12 protein-coding genes and 1 pseudogene are annotated in these 13047 nt (G+C 65.3%); 8 read left to right on the top strand and 5 right to left on the bottom strand.

The window, feature by feature from the left end:
- The 5 genes and pseudogenes from QOH60_RS23175 to QOH60_RS23155 form a co-directional block, all read right to left on the bottom strand.
- Positions 1-424: pseudogene (locus tag QOH60_RS23175) on the bottom strand (hypothetical protein); the annotation flags it as partial.
- A gap of 72 nt (positions 425-496) precedes the next feature.
- A complete protein-coding gene (locus QOH60_RS23170; protein WP_526424217.1) occupies positions 497-1099 on the bottom strand; it encodes a hypothetical protein in 603 nt (200 codons plus the stop codon).
- A 66-nt stretch (positions 1100-1165) separates the two neighbouring features.
- Positions 1166-1627: a peroxiredoxin gene (locus QOH60_RS23165; RefSeq protein WP_526424216.1), complete on the bottom strand. Its 462-nt coding sequence runs from the start codon at positions 1625-1627 to the stop codon at positions 1166-1168.
- Complete coding sequence (locus QOH60_RS23160) at positions 1627-2055, bottom strand: DUF3052 family protein (protein WP_526424215.1); 429 nt, start codon at positions 2053-2055, stop codon at positions 1627-1629. Before QOH60_RS23160 ends, QOH60_RS23165 begins: the two co-directional genes overlap by 1 nt.
- An 84-nt stretch (positions 2056-2139) precedes the next feature.
- The gene (locus QOH60_RS23155) at positions 2140-2712 is read right to left on the bottom strand and encodes an Rv2240c family protein (RefSeq protein ID WP_526424214.1); all 573 of its coding nucleotides are present in this window, start codon (positions 2710-2712) and stop codon (positions 2140-2142) included.
- A gap of 92 nt (positions 2713-2804) precedes the next feature.
- Between QOH60_RS23155 and aceE the strand changes: the two genes are divergently transcribed.
- From aceE to QOH60_RS23115, 8 genes are all read left to right on the top strand, one after another.
- Positions 2805-5594, top strand: coding sequence for a pyruvate dehydrogenase (acetyl-transferring), homodimeric type (gene aceE, locus QOH60_RS23150; RefSeq protein WP_526424213.1), 2790 nt, complete (start codon positions 2805-2807; stop codon positions 5592-5594).
- Between the two features lie 42 nt (positions 5595-5636).
- Positions 5637-6884, top strand: coding sequence for a PucR family transcriptional regulator (locus QOH60_RS23145; RefSeq protein ID WP_526424212.1), 1248 nt, complete (start codon positions 5637-5639; stop codon positions 6882-6884).
- A gap of 162 nt (positions 6885-7046) precedes the next feature.
- The gene (locus QOH60_RS23140; RefSeq protein WP_526424211.1) at positions 7047-7955 is read left to right on the top strand and encodes an ACP S-malonyltransferase; all 909 of its coding nucleotides are present in this window, start codon (positions 7047-7049) and stop codon (positions 7953-7955) included.
- Positions 7956-8009: 54 nt separating this feature from the next.
- A complete protein-coding gene (gene acpM, locus QOH60_RS23135) occupies positions 8010-8312 on the top strand; it encodes a meromycolate extension acyl carrier protein AcpM (RefSeq protein WP_526424210.1) in 303 nt (100 codons plus the stop codon).
- Positions 8309-9559 carry a 3-oxoacyl-ACP synthase KasA gene (gene kasA, locus QOH60_RS23130; protein ID WP_526424209.1) on the top strand — a complete coding sequence of 417 codons (1251 nt, stop codon included), beginning with the start codon at positions 8309-8311 and terminating at the stop codon, positions 9557-9559. The genes acpM and kasA overlap by 4 nt, the downstream gene beginning before the upstream one ends.
- Positions 9560-9611: 52 nt before the next feature.
- A complete protein-coding gene (gene kasB / locus QOH60_RS23125) occupies positions 9612-10865 on the top strand; it encodes a 3-oxoacyl-ACP synthase KasB (RefSeq protein WP_526424208.1) in 1254 nt (417 codons plus the stop codon).
- A gap of 13 nt (positions 10866-10878) precedes the next feature.
- Positions 10879-12300, top strand: coding sequence for an acyl-CoA carboxylase subunit beta (locus QOH60_RS23120; RefSeq protein WP_526424207.1), 1422 nt, complete (start codon positions 10879-10881; stop codon positions 12298-12300).
- A 23-nt stretch (positions 12301-12323) separates the two neighbouring features.
- Entirely contained in the window at positions 12324-13046 is a 723-nt protein-coding gene (locus QOH60_RS23115; protein WP_526424206.1) for a TIR domain-containing protein, read from the top strand.
- Position 13047: the final 1 nt, after the last annotated feature.

Genomic DNA, 13047 nt, shown 5'->3' with positions numbered 1-13047 from the left:
TTGGATCGAACGTGCCGCCCCACGCGTCCGCCGCGGCTGGGCCAACCTTTTCGATGGTGTCCTTGCATGTCGCGCCCCGCTCGTCCGGCGACGTCAACTCAGTGGAAAGTATCGCTTTGCCACCGTTTCCTATTGCTTCGAGAATCGTGTGCCCGTCCGTCATCTTCGGAAGCACGTTGAGGGAATCCGGTACGACGACGGTGAAGCTGCCGTCGTATGCCTCAACAGTCTTGCCGCTAGGCGGCGGTGTCGACGCACTCGACGACGTTGCAACCGATGACGGCGCACTCGCCGCGGCCGTGGTCGTGTTGCTTGAAGGCTGAGATCCGCCACCGCCCGATTTACTGCATCCGGCAACCGCGCCGCCGATGACCGAGGCAGCAAGGGCCGCGCACATCGCCATCTGAATTCGTGTGCTCGCCACGCGCGTAAGTTACATCAGCGTCGGCATACCCGTTGCGTTTTCAATTATCTTGCACGGCCGCATCTCTGACGATCAGGTCCACTTCCACGAGCTCTTGATCGCCTCGAAGTCCGCCTCGAAAGAGGGAGAAGCCGTTGCGTAAAACAGGCCGTACTGGGTGTCGCCGCGCTGCACGCACAGGATCTGGCCGCTCCGATCGCCAGGACGCTCCGCGGTACCCGGGAAGCTGAGGCTGGACTGCCACGCGGGCTCGCCATCGAGGGTCGCCGGTTTGATGTTGGCCGGATCGAACGTGCCCTTCCACTCGTCGGCAAAGCCCTTACCCCCCTTCTCGAGCGATTCGCGTGGCGTGTTGCCCCGGTCGTCCCCGGTGATGACTCCCGCGATGAACATCGCGTCGTCAGCCTTGCCCACCGCGAAGATTCCCGGTTCCTTGTCGGTTGCGTCGGTCGGCATGACTTCCAGGGATTCGGGAAGCACCACGGTGAACTTTCCGTCGGGCGACTTTTCGGCCTTTCCCGCCGGGGTGCTGGTCGGTGCCGAGGTGCTCGACGAGCTGCTGGCCGACGACGACGCAGTGCCTCCGCCGCCAGACTTGTTACACCCCGCGACAGTTCCGCCAATTGCCACCGCCAGGACCGCACACACAGCCATCCAAATTCGATTGTTCACCATGCAAACAAGTTAGCCCCGCTGTACGTCGCTCACAGATTTTTCACAGAATTGTGACGCACCGGACAGCTAGTCGCGAAGCGCCGACAACGCCGATTTCCAGAGGCTTTGGTCCCGCGCCTCGCCGGGCTGCTTCATCTCCGCGAAGCGGATGACACCTGACGGGTCGACGACGAACGTGCCGCGATTGGCGAAGCCGGCGTCGTCATTGAACACGCCATAGGCCGAAGCAACTGCGCCGTGCGGCCAGAAATCCGACAACACTGGGAAAGTGAACTCATTCTGCGTCGCCCAGACCTTGTGCGTCGGAGGCGGGCCGACCGAGATCGCAAGCGTCGCAACGCCGTCGTTCTCGTAATCGGCCAAATGGTCGCGTATCTCGTCGAGCTCACCTTGACAGATGCTGGTGAAGGCCAGCGGGAAGAACACCAGCAGCACGCTGCGGCGGTCACGGAAATCGCTCAGCGAAACCTCTTGCTGGTTCTGGTCGCGGAGCGTGAAATCCGGTGCGGCAGCGCCTACCTCGAGCATCAGTGCCCTTTCTTGGCGGCCCGAGACTTCGGTTGCACCAATCGACTCGCGCTCCAGTCACCGAGATTGGCCGAGGAGGTTTGCATCAACCCCGCAGTCGGCGCCGATTCCGAGATCTCGGCTGGCTGAACGTGACCGGGCTTGCCCGTCTTAGGAGTAAGCACCCAGATCACGCCGTCGTCGCCGAGCGGGGTGATCGCGTCCATCAACGCGTCGACGAGGTCGCCGTCATTGTCGCGCCACCACAGCAACACGACGTCAATGACTTCGTCCGCCTCCCAATCGAGCAGCTCGGCGCCGCAGGCTTCCTCGACATCGGAGCTGATGTCGACGCCGGAGTCTTCGTCCCACCCCAACTCCTGAACAACCTGACCTTTCTGGATGCCCAGCCTTTGGGCGTAGTTCGGGGCGTCACCCGCCGCGACCACCGTCGGGACCTCCTTCGTCCGTGTGCCTTCGTTCCTATCGTCGCACGCTACGGCGTTGCGCCGTAGCTTCAATGCTTGGGTATATCAGCCCGAACCTCCGCACGTATTCAACGCATCGTTGTTGGCCTGGTTGAACTTGTCGACATCAGCGTTGAATTCCGGCTGGGCGTAGCGCTCCCCGATGGCTTTGCTGACGGCACGGGTGGCGTCGACCCATCGCCGGAACGCATCGGCCATTGCAGGCAACAGCGGCGTGTTCAGGCTGCTCCCAACAGAGTCCGCCGCTCGGTTCAGCACATCCACTGCGGCTTGGGCCTTGGTCTGCACGTCGGCCTCGTCGCCCCGACCTGACGCGTTCACGTAAGCATTGATCGCGGTCACGACATCCACGCTGGAGGAACTGAACAGCTCGCACCCATTGGCGACGGCCTCGGCGGTCATCGAATCCCTGCGCGTCGATTCCCGCGCGCTTGCCTCCGACGCCGACCGCGACGACGAATCAGCCGCCCATGCGCGGTAGCTGGCGGCGTCGCCGCCGTTCACGGCAGGAGCCCCTGCGGTAATGCTGGTGCAGCCCACCACCACCAGCAGTGAGGCCGCGGTCATGCCGACTGCCTGCGCGGCGATGCGCGAGCGCTCATTGCCGGCCCCCAGCACAGCCGATGACGTTACGCCACCGTGGGGGGTGCAGATGGGGCACGATAGGGGACGATGGTAGATGCCATGCACCGCCTGATGAGGAGCGGAAGTTGACCACCGAGTTCGCGCGCCGCGATCTGGCCCAAACATCAATGAGCCCAAACGAATCCGACCGGGTACGGGTGATACGTGAGGGCGTCGCGTCATACCTGCCGGACATCGACCCGGAAGAAACCGGCGAGTGGCTGGAATCGTTCGACGATGTGCTGGCCCGGTCGGGCCAGGCGCGGGCCCGCTACATCATGCTGCGGCTGCTCGAACGGGCCGGCGAACAGCGCGTCGCAATTCCCGCCCTCACGTCAACCGACTATGTCAATACGATCCCCACCGAGCTGGAACCCTGGTTCCCCGGCGACGAGGACATCGAACGCCGCTACCGGGCCTGGATCCGCTGGAACGCGGCGATCATGGTGCATCGCGCCCAACGCCCCGGCGTCGGCGTCGGGGGCCACATCTCGACGTACGCGTCGTCAGCGTCGCTCTATGAGGTCGGGTTCAATCATTTCTTCAGGGGCAAGTCGCATCCCGGTGGTGGCGACCAGGTCTTCATCCAGGGCCACGCCTCGCCCGGAATCTATGCCCGCGCGTTTCTGGAGGGGCGGCTCACCGCAGACCAACTCGACGGCTTCCGCCAAGAACACAGTCACCCCGGTGGCGGCATTCCGTCCTACCCCCACCCGCGGCTGATGCCGGACTTCTGGGAATTCCCGACGGTGTCGATGGGCCTGGGACCTCTCAACGCGATCTACCAAGCCAGGTTCAACCACTACCTGCACGATCGCGGCATCAAGGACACCTCCGACCAACACGTGTGGGCGTTCGTCGGCGACGGCGAGACGGACGAGCCGGAGAGCCGCGGCTTGGCGCACGTGGCCGCGTTGGAGGGACTGGACAACCTCACATTCGTCATCAACTGCAACCTGCAGCGCCTCGATGGCCCAGTACGCGGCAACGGCAAGATCATTCAGGAACTCGAGTCGTTCTTTCGCGGCGCGGGATGGAACGTCATCAAGGTGGTGTGGGGTCGCGAGTGGGATGCACTGCTGCACGCCGACGGCGACGGCGCCCTGGTCAACCTGATGAACACCACGCCCGACGGCGACTACCAGACGTACCGGGCCAACGACGGCGGATTCATCCGGGAACACTTCTTCGGCCGCGACCCGCGCACCAAAGAACTGGTGAAAGGCCTTTCCGACCAAGACATTTGGAACCTCAAGCGCGGTGGTCACGACTACCGCAAGCTCTACGCCGCCTATCGCGCGGCGATAGAACACAAGGGCCAGCCCACCGTGATCCTCGCCAAGACCATCAAGGGCTACACGCTGGGCAAGCACTTCCAGGGCCGCAACGCCACCCACCAGATGAAGAAGCTTGCGCTCGACGACCTGAAGGCGTTCCGCGACACCTCGAGAGTGCCGATTTCCGATGCCCAGCTCGAGGAAAATCCTTATCTTCCACCGTATTACCATCCCGGACCAGACGCACCGGAGATTCGCTACCTGCTGGACCGTCGGCGCACTCTGGGTGGGTTTGTTCCCGAACGACGCACGAAGTCAAAGGTTTTGGCTCTGCCGTCGCGGGACACGTACAAGTCGATCAAGAAGGGCTCCGGCCAACAAGAGGTCGCGACCACGATGGCAACGGTCCGCGTCTTCAAAGAATTGTTGCGCAACAAGGAAATCGGCCCCCGGATCGTCCCAATCATCCCCGATGAAGCGCGCACCTTCGGCATGGACTCGTGGTTTCCGTCGCTAAAGATCTACAACCCGCACGGCCAGCTGTACACGTCCGTCGACGCCGAGCTGATGTTGGCGTACAAGGAAAGTGAGTCCGGACAGATCCTTCACGAAGGCATCAACGAGGCCGGGTCCACCGCGTCGTTCACCGCGGCAGGCACGTCGTACTCGACGCACAACGAGCCGATGATCCCGATCTACATCTTCTATTCGATGTTCGGATTCCAGCGCACCGGCGACGGGTTCTGGGCCGCCTCCGACCAGATGGCGCGCGGATTCGTGCTCGGCGCCACCGCCGGGCGAACGACCCTGGTCGGCGAGGGGCTGCAACACGCCGACGGCCACTCGCACCTACTCGCGTCGACGAATCCCGCTGTGGTGGCGTACGACCCGGCGTTCGCCTACGAGATCGCCTACATCGTCGAAAGTGGTCTTGCCCGAATGTTCGGCGAGGACCCGGAGAACGTCTACTTCTACATCACTATCTACAACGAGCCGTATGTGCAGCCGGCCGAGCCGGAGAACGTCGACGTGGAGGGTCTGCTGCGGGGCATCTACCGATACCGGCCCGCCGGTCAGGAACGGAAGTACGGCGCGCAGATCCTGGCATCCGGGGTTGCGATGCCCGAGGCGTTGCGTGCGGCGGACCTGCTGGCCGCGGACTGGGACGTGGCAGCCGACGTCTGGTCGGTCACCAGTTGGAACGAACTCAACCGCGAGGGCGTGGCGATCGAAAAGGAAATGCTGCGCCATCCCGACCATTCGGCGCGGACGCCGTTCATCACACAGGCGCTTTCCAACGCACGGGGTCCGGTGGTCGCGGTGTCGGACTGGATGCGGGCGGTGCCAGAGCAGATCCGCCCCTGGGTGCCTGGCACCTACGTCACGCTGGGCACCGACGGCTTCGGGTTCTCCGACACCCGGCCCGCGGCCCGGCGCTACTACAACACCGACGCAGAATCCGTCGCGGTCGCGGTCCTCGAGGGACTGGCGCGCGACGGTGAGATCGACAAGTCGGTCGCCGTAGAGGCTGCGAACACCTACAAGATCGACGACGTGCTTGCGGCGCCGGAGCAGACATCCGACCCGGGCGTCGCATAACCGTTGGAGGTAATGGCCAGAAAAGTGGCGTAGGTTTTAGGGATGACCAACAATGGTCCAGCCCCTGCCCCTCCGAAATCCACCCTCGAGCTGCTTGAGAACGTCCCCGAGTCGCTGCTCAAGAAGCTCAAGCACTATTCGGGGCGGTTCGCCACCGAGGCTGTGGCCACCATGGAGGACAGGCTGCCGTTCTTCGCGGACCTCGAGGCGTCACAGCGCGCGAGCGTCCACCTGGTTGTGCAAGCGGCGGTGGTCAATTTCGTCGAATGGATGGCGAACCCGCACAGCAACGTCGCCTACACCGTGCAGGCCTTCGAAGTAGTTCCTCAAGAGCTGACGCGGCGTATCGCGCTGCGCCAGACCGTGGACATGGTCCGCGTGACGATGGAGTTCTTCGAGGAAGCCGTGCCGCTGCTGGCGAAGTCCGAGGAACAGGCGACAGCGCTGACAACAGGGATCCTGCGGTACAGCCGCGATCTCGCGTTCACCGCGGCGTCGGCCTATGCCGATGCCGCCGAGGCACGCGGCGCATGGGACAGCAGAATGGAGTCCAACCTCGTCGATGCGCTGGTGCGAGGCGACGCCGGACCTGAGTTGCAGTCGCGCGCGGCCGCGTTGAATTGGGACACCACCGCGCCCGCGACCGTCGTCGTCGGCGTGCCCCGCGCGGAACGCATCGACCTCGCCGCGGACGACGTCCGCGAAATCGCCGGGGTGCACGGCAGATCGGCGCTGTCAGACGTGCACGGAACGTGGCTCATCGCGATCGTGTCAGGGGCAGCACTGTCGCCCACCGACAAGTTTCTGCGCGACCTCATCAACGTCTTCGCCGACGGTCCCGTCGTGATCGGGCCGACGGCCCCGACCTTCACCGCGGCACACACCAGCGCGACCGAGGCCATCGCCGGGATGAACGCCGTGGCCGGCTGGCGCAGCGCGCCGCGACCGGTTTTGGCCCGCGAACTGCTTCCCGAACGCGCGTTGCTCGGGGACGCCTCGGCCATCGCGGTGCTTGACGCCGAGGTGATGCGCCCGCTCGCCGACGCGGGGCCGGCGCTCACCGAGACGCTGGACGCCTACCTGGATTCCGGCGGGGCCATCGAGGCCTGCGCACGGAAGTTGTTCGTTCATCCAAATACCGTCCGCTACCGGCTCAAGCGGATCACCGATTTCACAGGCCGCGATCCAACGACGCCGCGAGACGCGTACGTCCTGCGAGTGGCGGCGACGGTCGGGAGGCTGTCCTCACAGGCAGCGAATCCCACCTCGGTATATTCTCCTGTCGCGTAGATCACACTGTCGCGTGGTGAGCATCGCGCGGGTGAGGGTTGCAATTTCATTTCGATGGAGTCGCATCACATGCCGATTTGTGGGTCCTCCACAAAAACATAAGACGAGGTTCATAATCTCTTACACCGCGTAAACCCGTTCTCACAGTGTTTTCTTAGAGATGTGATCGCGCTGCTCGCTCCCGGACAGGGTTCGCAGACCCCCGGCATGCTCGCCCCATGGCTCGAGCTGCCCGGGGCGTCCGAGCAGCTTGCCGCATGGTCCGAGGTCGCCGGCCTGGATCTGGTTCGCCTGGGCACCACCGCATCGGCGGACGAGATCACCGACACCGCGGTGACCCAGCCCCTTGTGGTGGCCGCGACGCTCCTGGCCCATCAGGAGCTGACGCGGCGCGGCCTGCTGGCCACCGCCGACATCATCGCCGCAGGCCATTCGGTCGGTGAGATCGCGGCCTACGCGATCGGCGGGATCCTCTCCGCCGACGACGCCGTCGCGCTCGCCGCCACCCGCGGCGCAGAGATGGCCAAGGCGTGCGCGCTGGAGCCGACCGGCATGTCGGCGGTGCTCGGCGGCGATGAAGCCGAGGTGCTGGCGCATCTCGAAGACCTCGAGCTGGTACCAGCCAACCGCAACGCGGCCGGTCAAATCGTCGCGGCGGGTCGCATCGAGGCGCTGGAGAAGCTGGCCGAGAACCCTCCTGCCAAGGCACGAGTACGTCAGCTCGCCACTGCCGGGGCCTTCCACACCGCCTTCATGGCGTCCGCACTGGACGGGTACGCGGCCACTGCCGCCGCCGTCGCGACCAGTGAGCCGAGCGCGGTCGTGGTGTCCAACGCCGACGGACAACCAGTAACCTCGGCGTCCGACGCGATGACCAAGCTGGTGGCCCAGCTGACGCGGCCCGTGCGCTGGGACCTGTGCACCGACACGCTTCGTGCGCGCGGTGTCACGGCGATCGTCGAGTTCCCGCCCGCGGGAACGCTCGTCGGCATCGCCAAACGAGAACTTCGGGGCATCCCGACGCATGCCGTCAAATCGCCGGCTGACCTGGACGGACTTACAGAGTTGTAGTCCGCGCCGATAACCGCAGTACCTAAGTAACACCATCACTAAGAAGGAGCCAGAGTGTCCACCTCGCAAGAAGAAATCATCGCCGGTATCGCCGAGATCATCGAAGAGGTGACCGGTATCGAACCGTCGGAGGTCACCCCCGAGAAGTCGTTCGTCGACGACCTCGACATCGACTCGCTGTCGATGGTGGAGATTGCGGTCCAGACCGAGGACAAGTACGGCGTGAAGATTCCCGACGAGGATCTTGCAGGCCTGCGCACCGTGGGTGACGTGGTCGCCTACATCCAGAAGCTCGAGGAAGAGAACCCGGAGGCTGCCGAGGCCATCCGGTCGAAGATCGAAGCTGACCGCACATGACCAAACCCTCCACTGCTAACGGCGGTTTCCCCAGCGTTGTGGTAACCGCCGTCACGGCGACGACGTCGATCGCCGGCGACATCGAGAGCACGTGGAAGGGTCTGCTGGCCGGCGAGAGCGGCATCCGTGTCCTCGAGGATGACTTTGTCGAGAAATGGGATCTGAACGCCAAGATCGGCGGGCACCTCGCTGAGGCGGTCGACGACCAGATGACTCGGCTGGACATGCGGCGCATGTCCTACGTGCAGCGGATGGCCAAGCTGCTGGGTGGCCGGATATGGGAGGCCGCGGGTACGCCCGAGGTCGACCCAGACCGGTTCTCAGTGGTTATCGGCACCGGTTTAGGTGGCGGCGAGAAGATCGTCGAGATGTACGACGCCATGAACGAGGGTGGCCCCCGCAAGGTGTCGCCGTTGGCCGTTCAGATGGTCATGCCGAACGGTGCTGCCGCTGTCGTCGGGCTCCAGCTCGGCGCGCGGGCCGGGGTCATCACGCCGGTGTCGGCGTGCGCGTCGGGCTCGGAGGCCATCGCCCACGCGTGGCGCCAGCTCGTCATGGGCGATGCTGAGATCGCCGTCTGTGGTGGCGTCGAGGGCATGATCGAGGCGCTGCCGATCGCGGCGTTCTCGATGATGCGCGCGATGTCCACCCGCAACGACGATCCGGAGAGCGCTTCGCGGCCCTTCGACAAGGACCGCGACGGCTTCGTGTTCGGCGAGGCCGGTGCGCTGATGACCATCGAGACCGAGGAGCACGCCAAGGCCCGCGGCGCGACGATCCTGGCCCGGCTCATGGGTGCGGGCATCACGTCGGACGCGTTCCACATGGTCGCGCCCGCGGCCGACGGCCAACGCGCCGGACACGCGATGAAGCGGGCGATGGAGACGGCGGGCTTGTCCCCCAAGGACATCGACCACGTCAACGCGCACGCGACGGCCACTCCGATCGGTGACACCGCGGAGGCCAACGCCATCCGCGTGGCCGGTGTGGAGCATGCCCCGGTCTATGCGCCGAAGTCGGCGCTCGGCCACTCCATCGGCGCGGTGGGAGCGCTCGAGTCGGTGCTCACTGTGCTCTCGCTGCGTGACGGCGTCATTCCGCCGACATTGAACTACGAGACCCCCGATCCGGAGATCGACCTCGACGTCGTTGCCGGCGAGCCACGGTACGGCGACTACAAGTACGCCATCAACAACTCGTTCGGGTTCGGCGGGCACAATGTCGCGCTCGCGTTCGGGAAATACTGAGGCACAGACGGCTTTTGAAAGCTGAACCCGCGGAAGGAATTTCGGAGCAATCATGACACGGCTGTCTACGGGGAATGGCTTCCCGAATGTGGTCGTCACCGGGGTTGCGATGACGACTGCTCTGGCAACCGACGCCGACGGCACCTGGAAGAAGCTGCTCGACGGGCAGAGCGGCATTCGCAAGCTCGACGATCCGTTCGTCGAGCAGTACGACCTGCCCGTGCGGATCGGCGGCCATCTGCTGGAGGATTTCGACTCCGAGCTGACGCGCGTGGAGCTTCGGCGGCTCGCGTACATGCAAAAGATGGCCACGGTGCTGAGCAGGCGGCTCTGGACGAGCGCCGGCGACCCGAAGGTCGACACCAAACGATTGATGGTGTCGATCGGCACCGGATTGGGCTCGGCCGAGGAACTCGTCTACGCGTACGACGACCTGCGTACCAAGGGCATGAAGGCGGTCTCGCCGCTGGCGGTGCAGAAGTACATGCCCAACTCGCCGGCCGCCACTGTCGGTTTGGAACGCAACGCCAAGGCCGGCGTGAACACGCCCGTGTCGGCATGTGCTTCGGGCTCCGAGGGTATCGCGCAGGCGTGGCGCAACATCGTGCTCGGCGAGGCGGACGTCGCGATCTGCGGAGGCGTCGAGCAGCGGATCGAGGCGGTTCCGATCGCCGGGTTCGCGTCGATGCGCATCGTGTTGTCGACGTCCAACGACGATCCAGCGGGTGCCTGCCGCCCCTTCGACAAGGACCGCAACGGGTTTGTCTTCGGCGAGGCGGGTGCGCTGATGCTGATAGAGACCGAGGAGCACGCGAAGGCACGCGGCGCCAACATCCTCGCCCGTCTGATGGGAGCGGCGATCACCTCCGATGGCTTCCACATCGTGGCGCCGGATCCCAACGGTGAGCAGGCCGGGTATGCCATGACACGGGCCATCGAGCTCGCGGGCCTCTCGCCCACGGACATCGACCACGTCAACGCTCATGCCACGGGCACTTCAGTCGGTGACGTCGCCGAGGCGAAGGCGATCCGCAACGCCCTCGGCCGCCACGACGCCGCGGTGTACGCGCCGAAGTCAGCGCTCGGCCACTCGGTCGGCGCGGTCGGGGCCGTCGAGTCGATCCTGACGGTGCTGGCCCTGCGTGACGGAATCATCCCGCCGACGCTGAACCTCAAGAACCAGGACCCTGAGGTCGACCTCGACGTCGTCGCAGGCGGCGCGCGGCCGGGCAATTACAAGTACGGGATCAACAACTCATTCGGATTCGGCGGGCACAATGTCGCTCTCGCCTTCGGGAAGTACTGACTAGGAGACACCGATGACGATCATGGCCCCCGACACGGTTGGGGAAACGCTCGACCCGCGAGACCCCTTGCTGCGCCTATCCAACTTCTTCGACGACGACACCGTCGAGCTGCTCCATGAGCGGGACCGCTCGGGCGTGCTCGCCGCGTCCGGCACGGTCAACGGTATGCGGACGATTGCGTTCTGCACCGACGGCACCGTCATGGGCGGCGCGATGGGACTCGAGGGCTGTCGGCACATCGTCAACGCCTACGACCTCGCGATCGAGGAACAGAGCCCGATCGTCGGCATATGGCATTCGGGCGGCGCCCGACTGGCCGAGGGCGTAAAGGCTTTGCACGCCGTGGGTTTGGTGTTCGAAGCGATGATCCGGGCGTCGGGGTACATCCCGCAGATCTCAGTGGTCGTGGGCTTCGCCGCCGGCGGGGCCGCCTATGGGCCCGCCCTGACCGACGTGATCGTGATGGCCCCCGACAGCCGGGTGTTCGTCACGGGACCCGATGTGGTGCGCAGTGTCACCGGCGAGGACGTCGACATGGCCTCGCTGGGTGGGCCCGAGACGCATCACAAGAAGTCGGGCGTGTGCCACATCGTCGCCGACAACGAACTCGATGCGTATGAGCGGGGCCGCCGTCTAGTCGGATTGTTCTGCCAGCAAGGCCATTTCGACCGCAGCAAGGCCGAGGCCGGCGACACCGACCTGCACGCGCTGCTGCCCGAGTCGGCGCGGCGCGCCTACGACGTGCATCCGCTGGTCGAGGCGCTGCTAGATGACGATTCGCCGTTCGACGAATTTCAGGCCAAGTGGGCGCCGTCGATGGTGATTGGGCTCGGCCGGTTGTCGGGTCGCACAGTCGGCGTGCTGGCCAACAACCCGCTGCGGCTGGGCGGCTGCCTGAACTCCGAAAGTGCGGAGAAGGCAGCGCGTTTCGTGCGGCTGTGCGACGCGTTCGGCATTCCGCTGGTGAACATCGTCGACGTGCCGGGGTACCTGCCGGGCGTGGACCAGGAGTGGGGCGGCGTGGTTCGCCGCGGCGCCAAGCTGCTGCACGCGTTCGGGGAATGCTCGGTGCCGCGTGTCACTCTGGTAACCCGCAAGATCTACGGCGGTGCGTACATCGCGATGAACTCACGGTCGTTGGGCGCCACGAAGGTGTTCGCGTGGCCGGACGCCGAGGTGGCGGTGATGGGTGCGAAAGCCGCGGTCGGGATTCTTCACAAGAAGAAGCTGGCCGCCGCGCCGGAGGACGAGCGCGAGGCGCTGCACGAGGAGTTGGCGGCCGAGCACGAGCGGATCGCCGGCGGCGTGGACGCGGCGATCGAGATCGGCGTGGTTGACGCGAAAATCGACCCCGCGCATACGCGCAGCGCGCTGACGCAGGCGCTGGCCGAGGCTCCGCCGCGGCGCGGCAGGCACAAGAACATCCCGCTGTAGCTCGCGAAGCGGTGTCGACGTCGATGAAGGTGTTCGTCAGCTATTCGCGCCACGACGACGCCGCCGTCAGAGCGCTGGTGACCGACCTGGGCCGTGCGACCGTGCGCCCGTGGCTGGACCAGGAACTGGGTGGCGGCGACGAATGGTGGAGCGCGATCCTCGCTCACATCCGCAAAGCCGAGGTCTTCATCCTGGCAGTGTCCGAACGTTCGCTTGCCTCCGAGCTGTGCCGGATTCAGTTCAAGTACGCCAAAGCGCTCGATGTACCGATCGTGGCCGTGCAGCTCGGCGACGTGGTCAGCTATTCGGTCGAATCCGTCCTGGGCACACCGGCAATCGAGTACCGCATGCCCACTCCGACAGCGGCGTTCATGCTGATGGGTGCACTGCTTGAGGGCGCGGCGAAGCGAGGCGGTCTCCCCGATCCGCTGCCAGAACCGCCGGGATTGCCCTACGAGTTCCTCAAGACCGCTGGACCACAGATTCACAACCCGGCGGAACTGGGGGCGGCCGCCCAGGCGGAGATCTTCGCCGAGTTGCGCGACGCGTTGCGCGACGCGGAGGCGCCGAGCATCGTCGCCGTGGCCCGGGAGCAGCTGCTCGCACTCCGGACCCGACCGGACCTGATCCACGCGATTGCCAACGACATCGACGTCATCCTCCACGAGGACGGAATGACCAGAGGACAGTCGAGCCAACCGATGAGCCCGCCGGCGTGGCCCACGCAGTACTTCTCCAGCCCGTAGG

The organism is Mycobacterium sp., from assembly GCF_032159765.1.
Classification (GTDB): domain Bacteria; phylum Actinomycetota; class Actinomycetes; order Mycobacteriales; family Mycobacteriaceae; genus Mycobacterium.
This window is presented reverse-complemented; position numbering and strand designations above follow the sequence as displayed.

Bases quoted from the DNA above. Each gene is read 5' to 3' on its own strand.
- QOH60_RS23165 (WP_526424216.1), bottom strand. From the start codon at position 1,627: ATGCTCGAGGTAGGCGCTGCCGCACCGGATTTCACGCTCCGCGACCAG.
- kasA (WP_526424209.1), top strand. From the start codon at position 8,309: ATGACCAAACCCTCCACTGCTAACGGCGGTTTCCCCAGCGTTGTGGTA.
- QOH60_RS23145 (WP_526424212.1), top strand. From the start codon at position 5,637: ATGACCAACAATGGTCCAGCCCCTGCCCCTCCGAAATCCACCCTCGAG.
- QOH60_RS23120 (WP_526424207.1), top strand. From the start codon at position 10,879: ATGACGATCATGGCCCCCGACACGGTTGGGGAAACGCTCGACCCGCGA.
- QOH60_RS23170 (WP_526424217.1), bottom strand. From the start codon at position 1,099: ATGGTGAACAATCGAATTTGGATGGCTGTGTGTGCGGTCCTGGCGGTG.
- kasB (WP_526424208.1), top strand. From the start codon at position 9,612: ATGACACGGCTGTCTACGGGGAATGGCTTCCCGAATGTGGTCGTCACC.
- QOH60_RS23115 (WP_526424206.1), top strand. From the start codon at position 12,324: ATGAAGGTGTTCGTCAGCTATTCGCGCCACGACGACGCCGCCGTCAGA.